Annotated in this window: 22 protein-coding genes and 1 riboswitch; of the genes, 17 read left to right on the top strand and 5 right to left on the bottom strand. The window is 69.4% G+C overall.

The window, feature by feature from the left end; genetic code table 11:
* Window positions 1-3: 3 nt before the first annotated feature.
* Entirely contained in the window at window positions 4-1572 is a 1569-nt protein-coding gene (locus tag ACGFK0_RS37100) for a PucR family transcriptional regulator (protein WP_392913337.1), read from the bottom strand.
* Window positions 1573-2042: 470 nt separating this feature from the next.
* A complete protein-coding gene (locus ACGFK0_RS37095) occupies window positions 2043-3293 on the bottom strand; it encodes an ISL3 family transposase (RefSeq protein ID WP_392913335.1) in 1251 nt (416 codons plus the stop codon).
* 549 nt (window positions 3294-3842) lie between these two features.
* Here ACGFK0_RS37095 and ACGFK0_RS37090 point away from each other — a divergent pair.
* The 11 genes from ACGFK0_RS37090 to ACGFK0_RS37040 all read left to right on the top strand — a co-directional run bounded on the left by ACGFK0_RS37090 (window position 3843) and on the right by ACGFK0_RS37040 (window position 14154).
* Window positions 3843-4157 (top strand): hypothetical protein, encoded by a 315-nt coding sequence (locus ACGFK0_RS37090; protein ID WP_392913333.1) that lies wholly within the window; start codon window positions 3843-3845, stop codon window positions 4155-4157.
* A 158-nt stretch (window positions 4158-4315) separates the two neighbouring features.
* Window positions 4316-4666, top strand: a complete 351-nt coding sequence (locus ACGFK0_RS37085) for a BlaI/MecI/CopY family transcriptional regulator (protein WP_392913331.1) — start codon at window positions 4316-4318, stop codon at window positions 4664-4666.
* 11 nt (window positions 4667-4677) lie between these two features.
* On the top strand, window positions 4678-5550 hold the full coding sequence (locus ACGFK0_RS37080; RefSeq protein ID WP_392913368.1) for a M56 family metallopeptidase: 873 nt from the start codon (window positions 4678-4680) through the stop codon (window positions 5548-5550).
* Window positions 5551-5887: 337 nt separating this feature from the next.
* Complete coding sequence (locus tag ACGFK0_RS37075) at window positions 5888-6235, top strand: NADH-quinone oxidoreductase subunit A (protein WP_392913329.1); 348 nt, start codon at window positions 5888-5890, stop codon at window positions 6233-6235.
* Window positions 6226-7671, top strand: coding sequence for a hypothetical protein (locus tag ACGFK0_RS37070; RefSeq protein WP_392913327.1), 1446 nt, complete (start codon window positions 6226-6228; stop codon window positions 7669-7671). The genes ACGFK0_RS37075 and ACGFK0_RS37070 overlap by 10 nt, the downstream gene beginning before the upstream one ends.
* Window positions 7664-8566, top strand: a complete 903-nt coding sequence (locus ACGFK0_RS37065) for an NADH-quinone oxidoreductase subunit H (RefSeq protein WP_392913325.1) — start codon at window positions 7664-7666, stop codon at window positions 8564-8566. Before ACGFK0_RS37070 ends, ACGFK0_RS37065 begins: the two co-directional genes overlap by 8 nt.
* Window positions 8567-8575: 9 nt before the next feature.
* The gene (locus ACGFK0_RS37060) at window positions 8576-9103 is read left to right on the top strand and encodes an NADH-quinone oxidoreductase subunit J (protein WP_392913322.1); all 528 of its coding nucleotides are present in this window, start codon (window positions 8576-8578) and stop codon (window positions 9101-9103) included.
* Window positions 9100-9405, top strand: a complete 306-nt coding sequence (nuoK, locus tag ACGFK0_RS37055) for an NADH-quinone oxidoreductase subunit NuoK (protein WP_392913320.1) — start codon at window positions 9100-9102, stop codon at window positions 9403-9405. Before ACGFK0_RS37060 ends, nuoK begins: the two co-directional genes overlap by 4 nt.
* A complete protein-coding gene (locus ACGFK0_RS37050; protein WP_392913318.1) occupies window positions 9402-11276 on the top strand; it encodes an NADH-quinone oxidoreductase subunit L in 1875 nt (624 codons plus the stop codon). The genes nuoK and ACGFK0_RS37050 overlap by 4 nt, the downstream gene beginning before the upstream one ends.
* A 2-nt stretch (window positions 11277-11278) precedes the next feature.
* On the top strand, window positions 11279-12772 hold the full coding sequence (locus ACGFK0_RS37045) for a NuoM family protein (protein ID WP_392913316.1): 1494 nt from the start codon (window positions 11279-11281) through the stop codon (window positions 12770-12772).
* On the top strand, window positions 12772-14154 hold the full coding sequence (locus ACGFK0_RS37040) for an NADH-quinone oxidoreductase subunit N (protein ID WP_392913314.1): 1383 nt from the start codon (window positions 12772-12774) through the stop codon (window positions 14152-14154). Before ACGFK0_RS37045 ends, ACGFK0_RS37040 begins: the two co-directional genes overlap by 1 nt.
* Window positions 14155-14180: 26 nt before the next feature.
* Here ACGFK0_RS37040 and ACGFK0_RS37035 read toward each other — a convergent pair whose 3' ends face one another.
* Window positions 14181-14555 (bottom strand): hypothetical protein, encoded by a 375-nt coding sequence (locus tag ACGFK0_RS37035; protein WP_392913312.1) that lies wholly within the window; start codon window positions 14553-14555, stop codon window positions 14181-14183.
* A 64-nt stretch (window positions 14556-14619) separates the two neighbouring features.
* Window positions 14620-15372 carry a class I SAM-dependent methyltransferase gene (locus ACGFK0_RS37030; RefSeq protein WP_392913366.1) on the bottom strand — a complete coding sequence of 251 codons (753 nt, stop codon included), beginning with the start codon at window positions 15370-15372 and terminating at the stop codon, window positions 14620-14622.
* Between the two features lie 467 nt (window positions 15373-15839).
* Between ACGFK0_RS37030 and ACGFK0_RS37025 the strand changes: the two genes are divergently transcribed.
* From ACGFK0_RS37025 to ACGFK0_RS37010, 4 genes are all read left to right on the top strand, one after another.
* Window positions 15840-17471: a VanW family protein gene (locus ACGFK0_RS37025; protein WP_392913310.1), complete on the top strand. Its 1632-nt coding sequence runs from the start codon at window positions 15840-15842 to the stop codon at window positions 17469-17471.
* A complete protein-coding gene (locus tag ACGFK0_RS37020) occupies window positions 17462-17995 on the top strand; it encodes a BlaI/MecI/CopY family transcriptional regulator (RefSeq protein WP_392913307.1) in 534 nt (177 codons plus the stop codon). The genes ACGFK0_RS37025 and ACGFK0_RS37020 overlap by 10 nt, the downstream gene beginning before the upstream one ends.
* A gap of 4 nt (window positions 17996-17999) precedes the next feature.
* Window positions 18000-18935, top strand: a complete 936-nt coding sequence (locus ACGFK0_RS37015) for a M56 family metallopeptidase (RefSeq protein ID WP_392913305.1) — start codon at window positions 18000-18002, stop codon at window positions 18933-18935.
* 103 nt (window positions 18936-19038) lie between these two features.
* A riboswitch (cyclic di-AMP (ydaO/yuaA leader) is annotated at window positions 19039-19187 on the top strand.
* Between the two features lie 461 nt (window positions 19188-19648).
* Complete coding sequence (locus ACGFK0_RS37010) at window positions 19649-20179, top strand: C40 family peptidase (RefSeq protein WP_392913303.1); 531 nt, start codon at window positions 19649-19651, stop codon at window positions 20177-20179.
* 94 nt (window positions 20180-20273) lie between these two features.
* On the opposite strand, the gene ACGFK0_RS37005 is transcribed toward ACGFK0_RS37010, so the two are convergent.
* Window positions 20274-20648, bottom strand: coding sequence for a BlaI/MecI/CopY family transcriptional regulator (locus ACGFK0_RS37005; protein ID WP_392913301.1), 375 nt, complete (start codon window positions 20646-20648; stop codon window positions 20274-20276).
* 157 nt (window positions 20649-20805) lie between these two features.
* Between ACGFK0_RS37005 and ACGFK0_RS37000 the strand changes: the two genes are divergently transcribed.
* Both ACGFK0_RS37000 and ACGFK0_RS36995 read left to right on the top strand, forming a co-directional pair.
* On the top strand, window positions 20806-21927 hold the full coding sequence (locus tag ACGFK0_RS37000) for a CHAP domain-containing protein (protein ID WP_392913299.1): 1122 nt from the start codon (window positions 20806-20808) through the stop codon (window positions 21925-21927).
* Window positions 21928-22163: 236 nt separating this feature from the next.
* Window positions 22164-22541: a DUF6153 family protein gene (locus ACGFK0_RS36995; RefSeq protein ID WP_392913297.1), complete on the top strand. Its 378-nt coding sequence runs from the start codon at window positions 22164-22166 to the stop codon at window positions 22539-22541.
* Window positions 22542-22725 lie beyond the last annotated feature (184 nt).

Below are 22725 nucleotides of genomic sequence, written 5' to 3'. Positions count from 1 at the left end.
GCGTCACCGCCGCGACGGACCGATGGTGGGCAGCAGCCGGAGCTGCAGCATGGCGGCGAAACGCTGCTCCTGGTCACGCAGGTCGAGACCGGAGATCTCGACGACACGGCGGAGCCGGTACCTGAAGGTGCTCGGGTGCACGTGGACAGCGTCGGCCGCGGTCTTGACGTCGCCGAACGCGTCCAGCCAGGCGCACAGGCTGGGGATCAGGTCGGTGTCGTGCTCCTCGTCGTACTTCAGGAGCAGGGCCAGCGGCCGTTGCGGAGGTGCGGTCTCGGCGGCGACGAGATCGGACAGTTCGAGCAGCAGAGCGGTCGCGTACACCTCGGAGATCCGCGCGATCCGCCGCGCGGACTCGCTGGACCGGATGACGCGGAGCGCACGATCGGCGTCACGCCGAGACTGGGCGAGTTCGGCGACGCTCGTGGCGATCCGTCCGATGCCGAACGCGCAACACAGCCGGGTCGTGGCGCGGCCGAGGAACTCGGCGGCCACACGCTCTGCTCGAAGATCTCCGGCCTCGCCCCCCACCGGCAGGATGCCGTACGCGACACCACCGATCAGCGCCGAGGCCGATCGGGGGTGAGTCGTCGCAAGGTGCAGCGCCAGCGCGTCCGACACGCGCTGGCGCTCCGCCTCCGCCCACGCGGCCGGAACCGCGTCGCCCTCGCCGATCCCCAGAGCCAGGACGACCGTGGGAGCCCCCGCGATGCGCAGCCGCCGCGCGGCTTCGTGCCCGCCGGGGCCGCCTCCCAGAGCGGTCGCCACGAGTTCCGCGCGCAGCCTGCGTTCCACATCGGCGCCCGCTCGTTCTCGAAGCATGTGCACTGCGGCCAGCTTGGCGGCATCGGCGAACGCCCGCTCGCGTTCCGGAGACGGTCGGCCGTAGACCGCCGCCCACATCGAACCGAGAATGTCGTCGCCCGCCCGGACCGCGACCGCCATCCGAAGCAACGCACTCCCCGGAAGGGCCGCATAAATGGGCTTGTCGCTATGGTAGAGTTCGGAGAACACCCGCTCTGTTTCCAGCCATTCCAGGTACTGCTCCGGCACCTGGCGGCCGAGCACGGTCTGGATTCGCGGCTCGTCCGCCCTGTCCTGGTTGGCCGAAAAGGCGACCACCCGGGAATCGAGGTCCTCGATGGTGACGGCGGCGCCGACGAGCTCACTGATCGCGTTGGCCAGCGAGAACAGGTCGCCCGCCGGGAACCCCGGCAGGGGATCGTTCTCGACCGCCCCCGCATCGCCTTCGGGGACGACCGTGCGCAGCAGGTCCGCCACCTGGGCCCAGGCCGCTCCGGGTGTCAGCGCCAGCAGCACGACCCCCGACTCCTCGGCGGCGGCGCGAACGGTGTCATCCAGTGCGACCGGAGCGCGGACCACCAGCGCGGAGGCGCCGGCGTCCCCGAGCGTGCGCAGCAAGGCCGCCACCTCATCGGGTTCGCGCACACCGATACCGAGGACGAGTGCGGGGACCGACAGCGGCGAGTCATCGTAAGGATCGTGGATGACGACCTCGACAGGCCGCGGAGCCCTACGGGGGTCGCCCCACACGAGTTCCACCACGGTCATCCCGAGGTTATCCATGACCGCCGCCAAAGTCGTGCAGGAAGAATACCCACGAGAGCGATTCATATCATGATCACCTCAATGGAGGTCGCCGACACCTCAAGAATATCCTCTTACGACTCGCTCGCACACGCGCGGGACGCCAGAATACGCATGGCGGTAACTCCTCGGCCGCGCCAGAACAGCGACCTGGGACGGACTGTGGAGCAGGCCGGCGAAGCTGCGGCCCTCAGATACTGCCGGAGGGAAGCTCCGGAACGGCCGTGGCGGCCGTTCTCCGCGGTGCGTTCACAGGACTCATACCCCAAGAATGTGAACCTTGCGGGCTCGAAAGAACCTCTTCAATTCGCATCCTTGCAATAGACGGTCCGTGTCTTGTCTGGATGCAACTCGAGCCCGGATTCTTCCGTGCGTCGCGTTCGAACGCAATCTTCAGGAATTCCGGCCCTTGTGTTGTTTCCGTGGGTGAGTGATCAGGTTCGTCCGGGGAGGGGTGGGCAGAGGCCGCCGCGGGTGAGGGCGGCCATGGCGATGAGGGCTTGGGGGGTGTGGAACCCGTTGGCTCTCTTGGTCAGGGCGCGCAGGTGGGTGTTGGTGGCCTCGACGCGGGCGTTGGACAGGCCGGACTCGAGCGCGTTGATGATCAGTGGCTGATACCGGGTCAGGGTCCGGCCGAGCTTGACGAACTGGGGGATGCGGCAGCGGCGGCACCAGGCGATCAGCCCGCCCAGCAGCGCCCGTCCGCCGTCGGCGCCGGCGGCGAATACCGCCCGCAGTTGCTCCTTGATGAGGTAGCCCCGGTAGAGGCGCTTGTTGGTGGCCGCGATCGAGGCGATCGTGGTGCGCTGGTCGCCCGACAGATCGGCGGGGCTTTTGATCAGTGCCCAGCGGGTGTTCTTCAGCGTGGACGCCGGCCCGGTGGAGCCGCGCCGTCGCAGGTCGGCGGCCATGCCGCGGCGCAGGTCGTCGAGGGCGTCGGTGGCCCACATGACCACGTGAAACGCGTCAAGGCAGATCAGGGCCTGCGGGGCGTGGTCGGCGGTGGTGGTGTGGATCCAGGTGGCGCCGTCGGCCGACACGTGCGTCAGCCGCCCGGCGCGTTCGGGGCCCAGGTCGGCGAAGAAGCGGGCGAGGGTGGCGGAGTTGCGGCCTTCGGCGGCCCACACCAGCCGCCCCGAATCGTGGTCGACCACGACCATCAGGTAGCGCTGCCCCTTGCGGTAGGCGATCTCGTCGATCCCGATCCGGCGCAGCCCCGCCAGCCGGTCGATGCCGTCGGCCCGGGATGCCACGACCCCGGCCACGATCGATTGCACGCTGCGCCAGGTGATCCGCAGGAACTGCGCGACCGTCGAGGCGGGGCTGCGGCTGGTGAGCCAGGCGGCGGTGTCGGCGAAGGCGCCGGTGAACCGTGCCCCGGGACGGGCCCAGGGCACCGCCGCCACACGCACCCCGTGGTCGCGGCAGCGGATCCGGGGCGCGTCGGCCTCCAGCAGGCACCGCAGGGTGCCCAGATCCAGGGTCCGCCACCGGCGCCGCCCGTCCCCGGCGTCATAACGGCCGCACCGCCGGTCGCAATGCGGGCACCGCAGCACCCGCCGCGCGACGGGCCGGACGCGGGCGACCAGCACCGGTTCGCCCCGCGCGGTCTCCTCGGCCTCGAGCCGCTCGAGCACGGTGTGTTCGACACCCAGCAGCCGCTTCCATACCCTCTTGTTCAGCACGCCGTACCTCGTGGTCGTTCCTACCTGTCGCAAGGCGGAACCCTACGCCGGGTACGGCGTGTTCGTTTATCCAGGCCACACAGCCACAGCAGCCACCTCGCCGCCGGTCAACGACCCACGGGAACAGCAGAAGAGCCACCTTGCCGTCCAAGCTCGCCATTCCGACTCCCTCCCCGCGCTGCCGATCCGGCTCCGCACGCGAACTAGGAACGCATCGAGAAGCGCGGTGTCGAGAAAGCGCGCAGGCTTGCGCGGTCGAAACGGAGAACCGTTCCGTTGCACCATGTCGTCGACCGTGGACGGAACACTGACCGATATATCCGAATGGCGAAACAGGATCTTCATGGGGCGCCCGACCGGTCTGCGGCATGAGCGTGTATCCGTGGCCTGTGTGACAGCCGGCTCTTACCCCTCAGAAGGCCGGGCGGCGTGCTTCCGGTGCGTTCCGGGCGCGAGTGTGGTCAGAACGTCTGAAGCGAACGAAGGGAGTGGTCTGAGTGGACTTGTACAGCGCCATGCCGGTGAGCGACAGCGCTGGGGTGGTTCGGGGTGTTCTTCGGGCGGGCGGCGGATGAGGTGATCGGCGAGGAGCACCTCTGGCAGGTCGGAACGAATGCCTGGGTGGTCGTCGACGATCGCGACGTCCTAGCCGAGCGGGTGGGAACGGCCATGGTCACGTTGGGCGTGACCGATCTCGACGAGATTCTCGCCCGTCTCGCCGCGCATGGCGTCGGACACGGACCGGTGGAGACCTACAGCAACGGCGTGCCCGAGTTTCGTCGCAAGGCATCTGGGCGTCTCCCGCTCGGGATACTACGACGCCCGATCCCGGCCACCATGCCTGGGCACGTCTCATCACCCTGATGCAGGGGTGGGTCCAGGGCCGCACCGTTCCGCGGTGATGATCACACGCACCCGTGCAGCCGTGGCAGCGGAGACTACCGGAGGTAGTAGAAGCTTGCCGAGCTGCGGCGTTATCGTCGAATACGACAGGTGCGTAGTAGGTCTGAAAAGGGAGTCCGATGGCGCTCGGCAGTCTCGAGTCCGAGATCATGGACGTCCTCTGGGCCGCGCCAGAACCGCTGACCGTCCGGGAGACGCTGGAGGGGCTCAACGTCGACCGTATTCCGCCGCTCGCCTACACGACGGTGCTCACCGTGATGAGCCGGCTGGCTGAGAAAGGCGCCTTGACGCGGACCACCCGGGGACGCGGCCATGCCTACGCACCGGCCGCCGCCGACGAAGCGGCGCTGGCCGTTCAGGGGGTTTTGCGTACCTACGGCGATGCGGCGGTCAGTCGCTTCCTCGATCAGGCGGCCACCGACCCGGCGCTTCGAGAGCGGCTGCAAGCACTGCTCGAGAAGGACTCGTGACGCCCCCGCGCATGGACACCGGTAATCGGGCGTTTTGGACGCTTGTCGGGGCGTCAGCAGTTCTACGCATTCTGCTCGCCTACGGAGTTTGCTGCCTGGCGATGATGGCCTGGAGGGTCATGGAGGACGGCGGTGCCAATGCGTTGTGGACGTCCCGTCCAGACCTGATCCCCGGCGTGTTGATTCTTGCCCTGACCAGCGCGGGCACACTGAAAGGGATCTGGGCACTGGGACAGTCGTTCTGGCACCTCCGTTCGTTCGCGTACACGGTCCGGCGGTACCACAGGCCTGTCCCACCGGCACTACGGGCGCTCGCCGATCGGCTGGGACTCGGAGCACGAATCCGCGTGATCGCCACGTCCTGCCCTTTCGCCCTCACGTATGGGCCTCGCCGGCCACATGTCCTGGTGAGCACCGGGCTGCTGGACGTCCTCAACGAGGAGGAACTGGCCGCCGTCCTCGTGCATGAGCGCGCTCACCTGCGAAGCCGCGACCCGCTGAAGAACCTCTGCACCCGGGTGATCCTGGCCCGGCATTTCTACCTGCCGGGGGTGGCTCGGTTGCGGCGCCGCTTCACCATGGGACGCGAACTGGCCGCGGACCGGCGCGCCGCTGCTCTGCACGGCACCACGGCCCTTGCCGGCTCACTGCTCCAAGTGTCCGAGGGGCCCGCGTGGACCAAGGCGGTCCCGGCCACGGCGTTGGCCAGTGATGAACTGCTCGCGGCGCGCATCACCCAGCTTGAGACCGGCACCGAGCCGTCGCTGCGACGTCCCGGCCGCCTGGCCCGCGCGGGAGCCGCCATATGGGTGACGGCCTTGGTGGCCGCATGCGTGTGGTCGGCGCAGGCCGTCGGCCAGTCGACGCCGGGCTGCATGTTCTAGCCCGGCGAGACGGCTCACCCGTGGCGTTGACGCGATGCCCTTGCGCCCGGATGCCGCCGCAGGACCAGGTAGACGGCCGCAGGGACGAGCCCGAAGAAGACGGGGCAAGCGCCCTGTGACCGTCCTGCCTGCCCACGGTGATCTGGAGCGGTCTCCATCGGCGCATCAGCGATCCCCTGGCTCCCGGCCGAAGGCCGGTACCACACGTCGGGCCATCTACTACCCACAATAGTAAGCAGGGGATGCGGCCACCGGGCAAGTGGGTGTTAGCAATGAGCACCACGGTGAGGCATGATCTCCTACCAGGCGTAGGAGGAACTCGACCGGGGACACTTGAATGCAGCCGTACGTGGCGGTACTCGCTCTTCTGGGGTTGCTGGCGGCGGTGATCGCGGCCGTCTACGCCCTTTCCTTCGCAGTCGCGCCACCGGGCACCCTCGGCACCGGCCCGTACCTGTCGGGTTCGCGGCCTTCCGAGCACGCCCTGTCGCGTTACCACGTGCGCTGGTACGTCGTGACGATGGTCTTCCTGGCCTTCGACATGGAAATGATCTTCATGTACCCGTGGGCGGTGGTGGTCGCCTCGATCGGGACCAAGGCCGTCGTCGAAATGTTCGCGTTCTTGGCCCTCCTCATGGTCGGCGTCATCTATGCGTGGCGGGAGGGGGCGTTCCGATGGACTTGAGAGCACGGCTCTTTCGTTTCGCCGCCGCGCGTCCGCGTCCCTTCGTCATCACGGCGCCAGGCGGGACCCGGACACGGCTGCTTGTTGAAGCCGAGTTGCGTCGCCGGGGCGGGCGTCCGGCGACGGCGCCCGCGGTGGCGATGATCCTCATCGTCTGCGGACATCCCGGTGCCGAACTGGCGGCGGCCGTGAACACGATCTGGGACGACATGCCGGGGCCCAGGTCACTCGTCCGGCTCGGCGAGGCGGCGTCAGGCGACGAGGTCGCGGCCGCGCTGGAGCACGCGGATCGGGCACTGGCCGATGTGGCGGCGCAACGGGCGGATGCAACGGCCCGGCAGGAGAGCGGACCTTGGGCTCCCGGCGGTCACGAGAACGCTGAGGCGGCCGAGCGGCACGGCGATCACCCGGCCGGTCATGAGGACGATGACACCGCGTCGTCAGAATCGGACGGCAGCGACGACCACGGCTCGATGCTGCACGAACACGGAGACGAGCAGGATGAAGACGCCGAAGAGGAAGGACACCACGGCCACGAGCAGGACAACGGGCATGCCGACCACGCTGATCACGGCGACCACCGTGAGGACTCCCCTGACGGCGAGGACGAGCACAGCGGGCATTCGGGCCATGGAGGCGGCGGCCATGAACACCACAGGGGAGCCCCGATGGATCTGCCCATGGCCGAGCGGGGAGAGGACCGGGACGGCTTGAAGCTCGATGTGCTGCACGTCCCGCTCGGCCCGGCTCTTCAAGACTGGCCCGCTGGTCTCGTCATTCATCTGACGCTGCAGGGCGATGTCGTCCAGGTCGCGGAAGTCGCCGCGGTGGAGGAAACGGCGGGCGGATCGTCCTTCTGGGATGAGCCGTGGCTGCGGGCCGCCTCGGGCGAGCAGGTATCGACCGGGGAGGCGGAACGTCGCAGGGCGGCGTGCCATCTCGACAGCGTGGGCCGGTTGCTGGCCGTCGCGGGCTGGGAGAGCGCCGCCGACCAGGCGCGTGCGCTGCGCGATCAGGTCCTCGCCGGCGTGGCCGAGGACGAGCTGGCGCCCCGGTTCGCCAGGTTCGCTCGGCGGACGGGAAGGTCGAGAACGCTGCGCTGGATGCTCGGCCGCGTGGGCGTCATCGACCGGGCGATGGCGGACCGACATGGCCTGAGCGGACCGGCGGCCCGTGATCTCGGCGACGCCTCCGCACGCCTGACGGGCTGGCTGGACGAGATCGGCCGGGCCCTCGCACGGGTGGACGATCCGGCGCCGCTCGACGGAGCCGACGGCCCGCGCGAAACGATGGGCCGGTGGCCGAGCGCGACCGTCCTAGCGCTCCTGCCTGAGCTCCTGGAGGGAGCGGACCTGTCGGAGGCGAGGCTGACCGTCGCCAGCCTGGACCCGGATCTGTCGCAGTTGGCCGGGGTCGCGGGGGTGGCCGGTGAGTGAGGCGACGCCCGTCTGGGCCGTTGTGGCGCTTCCCCTCGTACTGGCCGCGCTGACCTACTCCGCCGCGGCGATGGACGCGGCGTTCCGCACCGGCGACGGTCTCGTCGCTCCGCTCCGGAAGTGCGCCCGGCTCATCGTCCAGCAGCGGCGGCGGACGTATACGCCCGATTTGCTGCTCGTCCGGATCGGCGTGATCAGCCTTCCCGCCGCGGCTCTGCTGGCGGCGATGGTGATCCCCCTCGATGGCAGAGGGGTGTGGGATCTGTCGGTGGGCGTGGTCTGGTTCAACGCGATGGAGGTCGTGGCCTGGGCTTCGCTCTGGCTGACGGGCTGGGGCGTCAATTCGGCCTTCCCGCTGGCCGGCGGCTACCGGTTCCTGGCGCAGGGGCTGGCGTACGAGTTGCCGCACATGTTCGCGCTCATCACCGCGGGTCTCGCGGCCGGTTCCCTCGACTTCGGTGAGGTGGCGGCCGCGCAGGACGGGCTGTGGTTCGTGGTCTGGATGCCGGTCGCGTTCGCCGTCTACCTGCTGTCGGCGCTGGGGATGACCTTCTGGGGCCCGCTGGAGCACCCGGTGGCGGGCGACCTCGCGGGCGGAGTCGCGGCGGAACTGTCCGGTCCGGACCGGCTGCTGTTCTTCGCCGGGCGGTTCGCCCTGCTGACCGTGGCCGCGGCGGCCGCCGTGCCGCTGTTCCTCGGAGGCGGCGCGGGACCGTGGCTGCCGGGATGGGCGTGGTCGCTGGTCAAGACGTACGCGGTGCTGGCCCTGCTGGTCTGGGTCCGGGGACGGTTTCCGGTGATCAGGATGGATCGCTTCATGGACGTGGCCTGGATGGTCCTGATCCCGGCCACGCTGCTGCAGGCCCTGGTCGTCGGGATCGTGGTCGTGAGCTGAGGAGGTGTGATGGAGACCGTCGCGTTCTGGGTCCTGGCAGTGGCCGCCGTGGGTTTCGGTGTCGCCGTGTTCGTCGTGGACTCGATGGCGCGGGCGACGTTCGCCCTGCTGGCCTCGTTCCTGTGCGTCGGAGTCGAGCTGCTGCTGCTCGACCTCGACTACCTCGGCGTCCTGGTGATCCTGATGATGATCATGGAGATGCTCATCATGGCCGTCTTCATGATCATGTACATGATGAATCCCGGCGGGCTGATGCCGATGACGATGGTGCACAACAACCGGGGTGCGCTGGCCATCTCCATCGGGGTCTTCGCGGCGCTGACGGCCGGGATCTTCCTCACTCCATGGCCGCCGCGGCGTGGGACCGTGCCGGCCGATCCCACCTTCTCGGTGGGCCAGGCGATCATGGGACCGAAGATGCTGGTGATGATGGTGATCGGCATCGCCATCCTCGCCACGATGATCGCCTCGGTGGTGCTGGCCACCGACCGGGGCCGCTACGACCGGCCGTCCCACCGCGAGGGCGGTGCGAAGTGAACCTCGAGGTGTTCCTCCTTCTCGCCGCGGCGCTGTTCTCGGTGGGCCTGTACGGCGCGCTGTCCCAGCAGTCGATCGTGATGCTGATGATGGGCCTTGAGCTCATGGTCAACGCGCTGCTCGTCGCGGGCGCCGCGTTCTGGTTCTACGTCTCGCCCGGGACGCCGGACGGGCAGGTGCTGGTGCTCGTCGCCGTGACCGTGATGGCTCTGGAAATGGCGGTGGGGTTCGCCGTCATCACCGCCCTGTTCCGGACACGGGACGTGGATCTGACCGACGACGCCGGAGATCTCAAAGGATGAGCGCCCTCGCCTGGCTTCTGCCTGCGGTCCCGATCGCGACCGGCGTGCTGCTGCTCACCGGACGCTTCGCACTCGGCCGCCGCGCGGACCGGGCCGCGCCCGCCATAGCGGTGGCGGCCGCGTTCGCCACGCTGTGCCTCGCGATGGCGGCCGCTGCGGCTCGCCCGGCGGTGAGCTTCCCGCTCTTCGATCGGCTGCCCGCCGGCTTGGCGGTGGACGGCCTGTCGGCCGCGCTCGCCCTGACGGTCACGTCGGTGAGCCTCGCCGTCCTGGTGTTCTCCGCCGGAGAGTTCGCAGCGGACGAGTCGCGGACGCGCTTTTTCGGGCTGATGCTGGTGTTCACCGGGGCGATGCTGGTGACGGTCACCGCGACCGACCTGGCCGTCCTGCTGATGGGCTGGGAGGTCATGGGCGCGATGTCGTACGCGCTCATCGGCTTCTGGTGGCGCGACCCCAGGCGGATCGGCTCCGCGGACGTCTCCTTCATCACCACCCGCACCGGTGACCTGGGGCTGTACTTCGCAGCCGGTGCGGCCCTGGCCGGGACGGGCTCGCTCGACCTCGACGGGCTGGCAGCCGCGGAGGGGCCCTGGAAGGACCTCATCGCGGCCGGTGTCGTCCTGGCCGCGCTGGGCAAGTCGGCGCAGTTGCCGTTCTCGTTCTGGCTGTCCCGGGCGATGGACGGTCCGAGCCCGGTCTCCGCCCTGCTGCACTCGGCGACCATGGTGGCCGCGGGGGCGTACCTGCTGCTGCGCTTGGAACCGCTGCTGGCCTCGACGGGGTGGGCGGCGGTGCTGGTGGCGTGGCTCGGCGCGCTGACCGCACTGCTGCTGGGAGCCGTCGCACTGGCCCAGCGCGACGTGAAGCAGCTCCTGGCCGCGTCGACGTGCGCGCAGATCGGGTTCATGGTGCTGGGCGCCGGAGCGGGCGCGGTGGCCGGAGGGACCGCACAGCTCGTCGCCCACGCCGCGGTGAAGAGCCTGCTGTTCCTCGGAGCGGGTGCCTGGCTGGCGGCCCTCGGAACCAAGGACCTCACCGAACTGCACGGTGCGGCCCGCAGGTACCGGCTGGTCGGAGTCACCTTCGGCGTAGGGATGCTCGCCCTTGCCGGGGTGCCGCCGCTCTCGCTCTGGGCCACCAAGGACCACGTCCTCAGCGCCGCTCTAGAGGAGTCCCCCGCGTTGTACGCCGTGAGCCTCGCGGCGGCTCTGCTGTCCGCGGGTTATGCGGCGCGAGCACTCATCGCGGTGACCCGTCCGGCGGACGCGGCGACGCGAGTGGACACCGAGCAGACCGGGACACGGCATATCAGCCTGCTGGAACGGCTGCCGTTGCCCGCACTCGCCCTGGGCTCCGCGGCGCTCGGGGTCTTCGCCCTGATGCCGGTGTACGAGGCCTGGAACGACCTCCTCGCCACCGGCCCGGAACCGAGCCCGGGACTGGCCGAACTGGCGACCTCCGGCGCTCTGGCGCTTGTGGTCCTTGCCGTGACCTGGACCCTTATGCGCCATGGTCGTCGGGTCGGCGCGGCATGGGCCGCCCCCGCCCTGCACTGGTTCTACCTCGAACGGCTCGCCGAGCTGCTCGTCGCCCGGCCGGTGTTCGCGCTGGCCAAGGCCCTCGCCCGGTTCGATGATCGCGTCATCGACGGCGGGGTGCGGGTGACCGCCGCCACAGGACGGTCCGCCGCGGCGCTCGCCGGGCGTGGGGTCGAGATCAGGGTGGACGGACTCATCAACGCGGTCGGCCGGGGAGCCCGCCGGCTGGCCGACCTGGCGCGCCGTCCGCAGACCGGCCAGGTGCACACCTACTACGCGCAGGCCGCGGTCCTGTTCGCCGTGCTCATCCTCATCGTCGTCCTGGTCAGGTGAACGTGCTCTCCCTAGTGATCTTCCTTCCGCTCGCCGTCGCGGCCGGGCTCTACGCGTTGCCCAGGCTCAGCGACCGTGTGGTGACCTGGACGTGGATCGCCGCGTGCGCCGTCGATTTCGCTCTCGTCATCGCCATGTGGATCGGGCACGGCACCGGCGACGGGATCTCCTACGAGGCCAACGTGCGGTGGATCCCGTCCGTCCGCGCCGGCTACCACATCGGAGTCGACGGGCTGTCGCTGCCGCTGCTGGCGCTCACCTCGCTGCTGTTCCTGGCCTGTGCGATCTACTCGCTGCGCCAGGAACGGCAGGCGCGCGCCTTCGCCGCGCTCTTCCTGTTCCTCCAGACGGTCTCCCTCGGTCTGTTCGCCGCCCTGGACCTGCTGCTGTTCTTCGTGTTCTTCGACCTGTCCATCGTCGGCATGTACTTCGTCATCGCCGGGTGGGGGCACGGCGACAGGATGCGGTCGGCGCTGAAGTTCTTCCTCTACACCTTCCTCGGCTCGCTCGTCCTGCTGCTGGGATTCATCGGGCTCTACCTCGGGGCGGAGCCGCACACCTTCGACATGGTCGAACTCACCCGGACGCCGCCGCTGGCCGGGTCGGCGGGGCTCGGCGGGCTCGTGCTGCTGGCCATCGGCATCGGTCTGGCCATCAAGACGCCGACCGTGCCGTTCCATACCTGGTTGCCGCCCGCGCACACCGACGCACCCGCCGCCGGTTCGGCGATCCTGGCCGGGATCCTGCTGAAGATGGGAACCTACGGCTTCGTCCGCATCGCGATGCCGATGCTGCCGGACGCCTGGCGGCGGTACGCCTGGGTGATCATCATCGTGGGGCTGATCAGCGTCCTGTACGGGGCGCTGGTGGCGTTCGCCCAGGAGGACCTCAAGCGGCTGATCGCCTACACCTCCGTCAACCACATGGGGTACATCATCGTGGCGCTCGGCGCCGCCGGCGCCGTCGGCGACCAGGCCGCGCGGCGGCTCGCGGTGACCGGCGCCGTCACCCAGATGGTCAGCCACGGCCTCATCACCGGCGCCCTGTTCCTGCTGGCCGGGATCCTCTACGCCCGGGCCGGCACCTATGACATGGGAAGCTTCGGCGGCCTCGCCGGGGTCGCCCCCGTCTTCTCCGGCCTCGTCGCCGTCGGCGCGTTCGCCTCCCTCGGGCTGCCCGGCCTCTCGGGTTTCATCGCCGAGTTCCAGATCTTCACCGGGGTGATCGGCAGCGGAGGCACCGGAATCGCCGTCGTCGGAGCGCTGGCGATCCTTGGAATCCTCATCACCGCCGCGCTGTTCCTGCGTCTCCTTCACCGCACCGTCCTCGGCCCGCCGGGCGAGCTCACCGCACAGGTCACCGACACGCACCGCAGCGAAATCGGCGCGGTGGTCCCGTTGCTGGCGCTGTCGCTGATCATCGGTGTCGCGCCGCGGTTCCTGCTGGACGTCATCGAGCCGTTCTCGGCCGCCCTCGTGTCGCTGGTGGCGCGATGATGAGCGAGAACCCGGCGGACCTCCTGCCGGAGCTGTGCGTGCTCGGCGCGGCCGTGATCGGGTTGCTGATCGGGTCGTTCCTGCCGCGCTCCCGGCAGTGGATCGTCGTCGCCCTGTGCGCGAGCGGGCTGGTGGCCGGCCTTGTGGCCGCGGTGTTCGCCGCCCGCCGGGCGGACCTGATGACCTTCGGCGCGTTCATGCTCGACCCCGTCACTCACGTGACGCGGATCGTCGTCCTGGCGGCGACGCTGCTGGTCGTCCTGCTCGCCATCGGCCCGATGCGCGGTCACCGCCGGGAGAGCGAGTTCTACGTGCTCCTCCTGCTGGCCGCGCTCGGCACGATCGCGCTCGGCGCCGCGTCCGACCTTCTGGTGCTGATGGCCGCGTACCTGCTGGCCAGCATCCCCGGGTACGCGCTCGCGGGCTTCGGGAAGGACGCCCCGGGCACCGAGGCGGCGCTCAAGTACTTCCTCATGGGCGCCTTCCTGGGCATCCTCATGTTGACCGGCATCACTCTGCTGTACGGGCTCGGCCGCGGCACTTCCTACGAGATGCTCCGCGCGGAACTCGCGACGGCACCGGCCGGTGCGGTCATGGTCGGCGTGGTGCTCCTGCTCGCCGGTCTGCTGTTCAAGGCGGGCGCCGCACCGGCGCACTTCTGGGTACCGGATGTCACTGAGGGCGCTCCCCCGGTGGTCGCGACGTTCGTCACCACCGTTCCGAAGATCGGAGCCTTCGCCGCCCTCTACCGCTTCGCCACCGAAGCACTGCCGCCTGCCACCGGCGACTGGCCGCTCCTCGTCGCGGTCATCGCCGCCGCCACCATGACGCTGGGCAACCTCGCCGCGTTCGCGCAGGACAATGTCCGGCGGCTGCTCGCCTACTCCACCGTCAGCCAGGCCGGGTACCTGCTGGTCCCGATCGCGGTGGCCGGGCGCACCGACCTGGCCGAGCCCGCCCTGCTGTTCTACCTGGCCGCGTACGCCGTCACCAACATCGGCGCCTTCGCCGTGGTCATCGCCGTCGGCCGCGACGAGCTGACCGCCTACAGAGCACTGATGCGGCGCTCCCGGCTCCTGGCCGTCTCCCTCGTCATCTGCCTGCTCGGCCTGGTCGGCACCCCGCCCACCGCCGTGTTCGTCGGGAAGGTGCTGATGTTCGGCGCGGCGCTGGACGGCGACTACACGTGGCTGGCGGTGGTCGCCGCCGTCAACACCGTCGCCAGCGTCTTCTACTACCTGCGCTGGATCACGCCGGCATTCGCGAGGGACACCGAACCTGTCGGACGCCTGGACCGCACAGCCCAATGGGCGGCCTACCTGGCGGCCGCCGGATCTCTCGTCCTCGGCGTCGGAAGCGGCGTCGCGCTCACCGTCGGCTGACCAATCCGCGGATATGCGTGGGGGTGTCACGGTCGTTGAACTGCGGATTCTGAGCGGTCGCGTCCGAGTAGCCCGGCGATGAGGACGGCACCGAGCACCAGGAGTGCGGCGGCGACGGTGAGCGCGAGAGAGAAGCCTTCCGTCGCGGCGCGCAGCGGCCCGAGCGAGTCGGTCAGGGCGTCGCTGCGACGTGCCGCCACGGTGACCAGCACCGCCACCCCGACAGCGCCGCCCACCTGCTGCACGGAGCTGAAGATGGCCGAGCCGAGGCCCGCGTTCTCCTGCTGCATCCTCTGCCGTCCACCCCCGTCGACGTGCCGCGTCCCACGGACGAACGCGTACGCGCCGTGACAGACGCACTGCTCGACGACCCCGCGGATGCGCGCAGCCGCGAAGCGCACGCACGCACCATCGGAGTGAGCCGACGCTCCCTGACACCCGGTCGCGGGAATGGGATGCAATCGGTTAGCGCCGGGCTGTGACCAGCCAGGCGGCGGAGCCGAAGAACACTCCGTCCGGTGCCTGGAACGGCTTGACGGCCTCACTCAGTTCGTCGAGCACCTTCGCGAGCGTGGCTTCGTCCATGGCGGCGATGCTGGACGAAGCCGCCGGGTGGTCGCGGAAGTAGCGCACGACGTCGGGCACGTCCGAGCCGAGCCGAAGTGATTCGCGCACCGGCTGGATCTCGATGCCGGTGCAACCGGCCTTGGTGAGCAGGCCGCGGATCCGGGCGGGGTCGGCGAGCGAGAACGGCCCGGGGGCGTCCGGACCGCCGATGTCCGGCACGGGGACATAGGAGGCGAGAACGCTGAACGGGACGATGATGTGCTCGTTCTGCGTGACCTCCTGCCAGCAGAGGAAGGCCAGTCGGCCGCCGGGACGGAGCGATCGCGAGATGTTCTCGAAGGCCGCTTGGGGGCCATCGAAGAACATCACGCCGAAGCGGCTCAGCACGACGTCGTAATGACCGTCCGCAAGGGGCGTGCCTCCGGCGTCGGCCTCATGAAAGCGAAGGTTGGTGACGCCTTCCTCTTCGGCTCGCGTGCGGGCCCGGGCGAGCATCGGGGCCGAGATGTCGATGCCCAGAACCTCGCCCTGCGGAGCCTGGCGCGCGGCGATCCGGCTTGTCTCGCCGCAGCCGCAGCCGACGTCGAGGATCTTGTCCGTCGAGGAGATCCCGGCCGCGTCCACGAGCCGGGAGGTCAATGCCGCCAGCATCCGGTCGTGCCGATCCTCGTGCTGGACCCAGTGCCGCCCGGCCGTGCCATCCCAGCCGTTCTCATTCTCCATACCGGGCGACCCGGAAGATGCTGCGACCATCATTCCCCCTTCGAGCACATCTACTACAACTCCATAGTACTACAAATGCATAGTAGATACTTCTCCCGTGAGTGCGGGTCGTGAACCTCGACGGATCCCCATACGTAGAGCTACGACGCGGATGAGCGAGGCGATCACCTGTACTCCCACTGGGGCCGCCCCGCCTGACCAGGCACGGTACCGACACGTTTCTACTATGGTGCCTAGTATTCGAGTCTCCGCGTGAGTCGCACCCGGAAGAGGTGACAGTGCAGACCACCCGACCGCCCTCCACGGGCCCGGGGAAGGCGCCCGGTTCCCGGATCGTCTTGGCCGTCCGGAGCCGACCCCGGCGAGCACTGGTCCTCGCGCTGGTCGCCGCGGTCATGGCCATGACCCTCGGCTATGGCGCTGCCGCAGCATATGTCGGAAGAGAGGTGCCGCGGGGGACGCAGATCCTGGGAGTCGACATCGGCGGACTCAGCGAGAGTTCCGCCATGGAGCGACTCCACCGGAAACTCGGCCCGCGTGCCTCGCAGCCGCTCCACATTCGAGTGCGGGGTCGGGGGGTGGCGCTCGATCCTGCGGAGGCCGGGCTGTCCCTGGATGCGCGCGCGACCGTCGACTCGGCAATGCAAGGCCGGTTCGGGCTCACATCCGTCCTCTCCGCCGTCTTCGGCGAACGGAAGATCACTCCCCGGATCCGTATGGACGAGTCTCGGTTCAACGCCGCCCTGGGCAAGGTCAACAAGCAGGTCGGCACGCCGGCGCCTGAGGGCTTGGTGAAGTTCCGCGGCACCGTACCCGAGCCCGTTCTTCCGCGAGCCGGTGTCGGGCTGGACGCACGGAGCGCCGCAGCGCCGATCCGAGCCGCCTTCCTGTCCGCGCTGGAGGGCGAGCCGCGGAATCCGGAGTTGCAGACGGGCCCCTTGCGCTCGAAGGCCGATGCCAACGCGATCCGGCAGGCCGCAGCGGGACCGGCGCGGGTCGCCGTGTCGAAGCCGATCGCGCTCGCCGCCGAAGGCAAGCGGATCACGGTGGAGCCGCAGGATTTCGCCCCGTACCTGACCTTCGCACCGGATGACGCGGGCAAGGTGCGGCCGCGAGTCGACGGTTCGGGGCTGGCGAACGCACTCTCGTCGCGGTTGGGTACGGTCGAGCGTCCCGCGCGGGATGCGACGTACAAGGTCAAGTCCGGCAAGCTTCGCCTGGTGCCCTCCGAGGCGGGCAGAGAGGTCGATGGGCGAGCGCTCGGCGAAGCCGTCACCAGGGCCGTCCTGCGGACGCAGGGGCGTGAGGTGAACGTCCCGATGACCCGCGACAAACCTCGGGTCACCACCGATGAGGCCCGCAAGCTGGGCATCCGCGAAAAGATCAGTTCCTTCACCACGCGCCACGCCTGCTGCGCCCCGCGGGTCACCAACATCCACACCATCGCCGACATCCTGGACGGCTACATCGTCAAGCCCTGGGAGACCTTCTCCCTCAACGGGATCGTCGGCGAACGCGACAAGGCACGGGGCTTCATCCCTGCGCCGATGATCCTCAACGGGCGGTACGTGGACAGCGTCGGAGGCGGGATCTCCCAGTTCGCGACGACGATGTTCAACGCCGTCTTCTTCGGGGGCCTGGAGGATGTCCAGCACATGCCCCACTCGTATTACATCTCGCGCTATCCCGCGGGACGCGAGTCGACGGTGTCCTTCCCCCAGCCGGATTTCCGCTGGCGCAACGACTCCCCGTACGGCGTGCTCGTCGACACCGCCTACACCGACACGTCCCTCACCGTGAACTTCTGGAGCACCGAGCGCTACGACATCGAGTCGAAGAGTTCCGAGCCGTACGCGATCAAGGGCTTCGAGAACAAGACCGACTCGGGGCCGAAGTGCATTCCGATGCCGGGGGCGGAGGGATTCCAGATCGACGTCTGGCGGATCTTCAAGCAGGACGGAAAGGTCGTGCGCCGCCAGAAGTTCCATACGACCTATGCCGCCGAGCCACGCATCACATGCCGTTAACGATCACCGCCGATGCGCGCCGTCGGGGGGCCGCCGGCGTCGGTTGGAAGCCGTCCCCAGCCGGGGCGCCGAAGGCTCAAGATGTCCCCGTTCCCGCCCACGGCCGACTCTCCGGCAGAATGTGGGCAGGACGGAGGTGCCGTGTGGCCGGATTGAGCGGATCGCTCGAGCGTTCCATCATGGACGTGCTCTGGGAGGCCCCCAGCCCGCTACGCGTTCGTGAGCTTCTGGCGAAGCTGAACGAGAACGCCGACAAGGCGCTGGCCTACAACACCGTCCAGACGGTCGCCGAGCGGCTGGCGCAGAAGGGGCTGCTGCAGCGCACGCAGGACGGGCCGGCCTTCCGCTACGCCCCCACCCGTGCGCGGGAAGAGTATGCGGTCGAGTTGATGCTCGACGCTCTCACCGAGTCTCCCGACCACGGGGGCATCCTCGCGAGATTCGCCGAAAGCGTCCCTCCGGAAGACGTCCGCCACCTGCTGGACGCGCTGCGCCGGCGGACGTCCGACGGCCAAGAGGCGTGACGGCGTGATCTACCTGGTGGTCGGCCTGATCTGCACGGCGGTCCTGCTGGGCTGTCTGGCGGGGCCCGCCCTCGATCGGCTTCGGCCTCCCGCCGCGCACCCGGGGATCGCCATCGCCTGCTGGGCCGCGGCCCTCACCGGCACATTCATCGCCGGCATCGGGATCATCGCGGCGGCGTTGCTGTCGCCCCCGGCGCCCGGCCACGGCTTCCTGGAGTGGCTGCGCGACTGCCTGCCCCATCACGGGGATTCGGCGATCATCATCGCGGCGGCCGCCAGCCTGGTGGTGCTCACGGCCTGCTGTTCGCGGCTCGCCCGCAGCCTGCCCCGGCTCGTCCGTGCGGTACGTCACCGCCGCCGGCACCGGGAGATGCTGCGGCTCGTCGCGAAGGAGCACGGTCAGCATGGGGACGTCCTCGTGCTCGACCATCCCGTCCCGGTCGCGTACTCGCTGCCGGCCAGGCATCGCGCGATCGTCGTCAGCACCGGCACACAGGACGCTCTCACTCCCGACGAGTTCGGCGCGGTTCTGGTCCATGAGCGAGCCCACCTGCGTCAGCGGCATCACGCACTGCTGCTCATGCTCGACCTGGCCCACGCCCTGCTGCCCCGGCTGCCCACGGTCCGCCGGGCGAAGAAGAGCTTCCCGCTGCTGCTGGAGATGGCCGCCGACGATGCGGCGGCCCGCGCATGTGGAAGGCGCACGCTCGTCGACGCCCTGCACCGGCTCGCGGCGACGCCGGGCGTGGCGGGCGCCCTCGGCGCCGCCGGGTCTTCGACCGGTGCGCTGGCGGAGCGGGTCCGGCGGCTCGAGTCCGCCGAGACGACGAAGCCGCGCCGGGCGGTCCGGATGGCGGCCTCCGCCTTCGTGGCCGCCGCCGTCGCCACTCCCCTGATGGTCGCCGCCGCGACCATCATGGAGCTGTCCTACATCTGCTGAGACCGTTGAGGCGGTTTGTCGCAATCGGCCACTTGAGTGGCGGTTGAGGCCGCTATCTCCTACGCTCCGTAGGAGCCATGGCGAGGCGTCCCCGCCGGGGACGGCGATGGCCACGCCGAATCCAGCGGACCACGCCGTCCGAGGGAGCCGGGGAACCGTTCTCCACTGGGGTGAATCCGCTCTCCGCGAGCGGTAGGGCGACTCCGGCCCGAACCCGGCAGCTCACCCGGTAGGCGGCACAGGAGAGGACACCGCATGCAGCGACGAGCTGCCGGAGACGGAACGGCCCGCCGCCGGATCATCACCAGGACGGCATGGACGGCGTCGATCGCTCTTTCCGCGACGCTCGTGGCCCCCGCACCCGCCTGGTCGGAGCCCGACCCGTCCCGCAGGGAGCTGACCGCGCAGCAGAAGAAGCTCGCCGATGAGGCGGAGAAGCTCAGCGAGCAGTACAACGGGCTGCGGGTGCGACTGCGGCAGGCCCAACGCGCCGCCAAGGTGGCCGACGGGACGCCGCCCGCCAGAAGAAGGCGCTGGAGGAGACGCGGGCCAGGATCGTCAAGCTCGCCGCGGACAGCTACAAGAACGGCCCGCGGGACCCGGCGGTCGCCTTCGCCTCGTCCGGGGACCCGCAGGCCGTCCTTGACCGGTCGGCCACACTCAACTACTTCGCCAGCCAGGAAAGCGCTCGCGTCACTCAGCTGCTGCAGACGATGCAGGCGGCGGAACGTGCCCGCAAATCGGCTGAAACGCATGCGAAGCAGGTCCACGAACTCACCGCCGAGGCGAAGAAGAAGCGCAAGGAACTCCAGGCCAAGCTGACGAAGGTCGAGGCCAAGCTGGGTACCGGCTCGGGCGCTCGCACCAGCGCGGGACCCGCTCCCAATGTGGACCCCGGAGGTGCCTCCGCCAAGGCCATGGGCGCGGTCAGAGCGGCTTTGAGCCAGCGGGGCGTCCCGTACTCCTGGGGTGGGGGCAGCGCATCTGGCCCGACCTACGGCACCGCACAGGGCGCCAACATCAAGGGGTTCGACTGCTCGGGATTGACGATGTACGCCTACGCCCAGGTCGGCATCAACCTGCCCCACTACACCGGCAGCCAGTACACCGCCGGCACCCGCGTCTCCCAAAGCCAACTCAAGCCCGGTGACCTGGTCTTCTTCTACAGCGACCTGCACCACATGGGCCTGTACATCGGCAACGGGAAGATGGTCCACGCCCCCGTCATCCACCCCCTGGGGTGACGGGGGCGTCACCCGGAACACCTCCGACACGGTGCCCCTCAGCCACAGCCTGACGGGCTGTAGGCGGGCGGCTGATCAAACTGGGCGACCGCGCTCATTTGGTGTCCCGCGGTGGCACGACCTTGAGGGCCGCTTGCAGGGCCTCGCTCTCCTCCGGCGAGAGATCCGACAGGAAGTGCACGAGCGCGGCGGCCTGGTTGCTACTGGTCGACAGTGCCTCGCGCATCAGCTTGGCCGTGTAACCCTCCCGCGAGGCGACCGCCTCGTACTCGTAGGCGCGCCCGACCCGCTTCCTGCGCAGCCATCCCTTCTTGTGCAGGTTGTCCATCACCGTCATCACCGTGGTGTAGGCGATCGACCGCTCCTGCTGGAGGTCCTCCAGGACCTCACGAACATTGGCCGGACGGCCGTAGGACCACATCCTGTCCATGATCGCGGCCTCCAGGTCACCGAAGCGCTGCCCGGCCATGATGCCCCCTTCCGCCGCCCCACCTGCCACCTTGTCGCGGCATACTACAGTCGATAGTAAACACGTCTCGGTGGAGGTGAGAGGCCGACTCGAACCGGCGGTTCTCACACCGGCCTGACTCCCGGCAACGGCTGCCCGTGCCCGGTGGTCTTGAGTCATGTGTGGCCTCACCCATCTACTATCCTCCTTCCCGATGTTCCACCGAGGGCGCGCCTTCGCGGACGGTCGGCGCTGCTTCAGGCGACCACACCGGAGACCCACGCTCACGGAGCGTCTCCTGGCGGGATCCATAAGGCCAAGGCCAAGCAGCCTCTCACGCGGGCGGCCACGGAGCCGGGATGTTCTTGATCCGTCGGTCACCTGCCCGACGGAGACCTACGAGGGCGGTGACGACTACTACGCCACCGCCCCGTGGTGCGACATGTTCCTCGCCTGGGCAGCCAAGAAGACCGGCGTGGAGGACTGGGCGGGCGAGTTCGCCGCCACCATCCAGCACGCCAAGTGGTTCAAAAAGAAGGACGCGTGGGGAACCGAGCCCGAGCCGGGCGCGCTGGTGTTCTTCGCATGGTCCGGCTCCAAGGACATCGACGCCATCAGCCATGTCGGCCTGGTGGAAAGCGTCAAGGGCTCGACCCTCCGCACCATCGAGGCGAACACCGACGGCGTCCACCTCAAACGGAGGACGCGCGACGTCGGTGACGTCGTCGGCTACGGCTATCCCGGCAAGGTCGAGGTGGCGGGCAAGGCGCTGCCGGGTTCAGAAGGGGAGAAGAACCACGTCCCCAAGCACGTGGCCGCCGAGTCCGGGACCATGGCCGCGGAGGCGACGCGACCCGGAAACGCGGTCACGTCTCAGCAGACGAGCACGAAGGCGGCTGACGGGCAGCCGCTGGTCGAGCCCGACGCGTTGCTGGGAGGGCTGCTGTCCATCGCGGTCTGCGGCGCGGTCGCGCTGGCGGCGGGCAAGTCGATGGCCGCCCGGGTTCCGGCCGAGCCGCCGATCCGCGTCCGCAAGCGCGGCAAGCACCACAAGCGGCCGGTCGAACTGCCCGCGGACATCACACCAACCGTCCTGGACGCGTCCGAGGCCGGAACCGCCGTCATGCCGGCGATCTCAGCCGCCGTCGCCGCCGAGGCGGAGGACCGCGAGTTCTGGAGCCGGGTCTCGCCCCTCGAGGACGATGAGGACCTCGCGTTCTGGGACGCTCTCCATGCCGACCTCCCACCGATCCGCTCGAATGCCACTGGCCGCGCGGCAGTCGGCCATTCTTTGCCATGAACGAGTCATGACCCTCGGCCGAGTCAAAACCGATTGAGCCGGCCCGCGCCGGGATGCGTATGTCCTCTCAGGGAGGCGCCTTTGGCCGACCACCGGCCATCCCTCGCTACCATGGTCGGAGCAGGAAATGTCCATGCCGGAGGGGTGGCCGGCGGCCATCGGGGTGCTGGATCGGCGCCTTTGTGGAACGGCGGGTGGGGCAGCTGAATCGGTCACCTGAACGGTACCGGCGACGCATGGAACTGCCGGTCGGACTATTCCTGCTGCTCGGCGTGCTGGCGATGCACGGCTTCCAAGCGTCGCCCAGCCCGAGCCAGGTGACCGGCGTCCCGCTGACAACGATGAGCGGCCAGCATTCCCCGCCATCAGCGTCGGTCGTCATCCGGCATTCCCCCGGCGAGGATCTCCCTGGCGACCAGCACCACGACCACCCGGGTGGTCAGGTCTGCCTGGCGATGCTGACGGCGATCTCCTTCCTCTGGGCCCTCGCCGCCCTCACAGTGCGCGAGCCGGTGTTCGTGGCCAGACGGCTGCTGATCCGGGTGCGGATCCTGCTGGTCGGCCGGCCTCCGCCGAGGCCGTCCCTCCACCGGTTGAGCGTGTTGAGGCTGTAGGACGTCACCGGCGCCTTTGCGGCGCCGGGCTCCCTGACCTGACTTGGCTCACTCGCTTGGATGTCGTCAGACCTTGAGCCTGTTGACCTGTGGATACGTGTTCGGGTGAGTGTGGTTTCACGCACTAAGCGGGGTGCTCGTAGGGTCGCGGGGTGGCGTTCATCCGGCGGGTTCGTACGGCTTC

It is taken from the genome of Spirillospora sp. NPDC048823, assembly GCF_043198445.1.
In the GTDB taxonomy this organism is placed as follows: Bacteria; Actinomycetota; Actinomycetes; order Streptosporangiales; family Streptosporangiaceae; genus Spirillospora.
The sequence above is the reverse complement of the archived record's forward strand: the minus strand, read 5'-3'. Positions and strand labels throughout refer to the sequence as shown.

What these genes read in the sequence shown, in the direction of transcription:
- ACGFK0_RS37100 (WP_392913337.1), bottom strand. Translation starts at nt 1,572, where the DNA reads ATGACCGTGGTGGAACTCGTGTGGGGCGACCCCCGTAGGGCTCCGCGG.
- ACGFK0_RS37085 (WP_392913331.1), top strand. Translation starts at nt 4,316, where the DNA reads ATGGCGCTCGGCAGTCTCGAGTCCGAGATCATGGACGTCCTCTGGGCC.
- ACGFK0_RS37080 (WP_392913368.1), top strand. Translation starts at nt 4,678, where the DNA reads ATGGACACCGGTAATCGGGCGTTTTGGACGCTTGTCGGGGCGTCAGCA.
- ACGFK0_RS37075 (WP_392913329.1), top strand. Translation starts at nt 5,888, where the DNA reads ATGCAGCCGTACGTGGCGGTACTCGCTCTTCTGGGGTTGCTGGCGGCG.
- ACGFK0_RS37070 (WP_392913327.1), top strand. Translation starts at nt 6,226, where the DNA reads ATGGACTTGAGAGCACGGCTCTTTCGTTTCGCCGCCGCGCGTCCGCGT.
- ACGFK0_RS37060 (WP_392913322.1), top strand. Translation starts at nt 8,576, where the DNA reads ATGGAGACCGTCGCGTTCTGGGTCCTGGCAGTGGCCGCCGTGGGTTTC.
- ACGFK0_RS37050 (WP_392913318.1), top strand. Translation starts at nt 9,402, where the DNA reads ATGAGCGCCCTCGCCTGGCTTCTGCCTGCGGTCCCGATCGCGACCGGC.
- ACGFK0_RS37040 (WP_392913314.1), top strand. Translation starts at nt 12,772, where the DNA reads ATGAGCGAGAACCCGGCGGACCTCCTGCCGGAGCTGTGCGTGCTCGGC.
- ACGFK0_RS37030 (WP_392913366.1), bottom strand. Translation starts at nt 15,372, where the DNA reads ATGCTGGCGGCATTGACCTCCCGGCTCGTGGACGCGGCCGGGATCTCC.
- ACGFK0_RS37025 (WP_392913310.1), top strand. Translation starts at nt 15,840, where the DNA reads ATGGCCATGACCCTCGGCTATGGCGCTGCCGCAGCATATGTCGGAAGA.
- ACGFK0_RS37020 (WP_392913307.1), top strand. Translation starts at nt 17,462, where the DNA reads ATGCCGTTAACGATCACCGCCGATGCGCGCCGTCGGGGGGCCGCCGGC.
- ACGFK0_RS37010 (WP_392913303.1), top strand. Translation starts at nt 19,649, where the DNA reads ATGCAGGCGGCGGAACGTGCCCGCAAATCGGCTGAAACGCATGCGAAG.
- ACGFK0_RS37005 (WP_392913301.1), bottom strand. Translation starts at nt 20,648, where the DNA reads ATGGCCGGGCAGCGCTTCGGTGACCTGGAGGCCGCGATCATGGACAGG.
- ACGFK0_RS37000 (WP_392913299.1), top strand. Translation starts at nt 20,806, where the DNA reads ATGTGTGGCCTCACCCATCTACTATCCTCCTTCCCGATGTTCCACCGA.
- ACGFK0_RS36995 (WP_392913297.1), top strand. Translation starts at nt 22,164, where the DNA reads ATGGAACTGCCGGTCGGACTATTCCTGCTGCTCGGCGTGCTGGCGATG.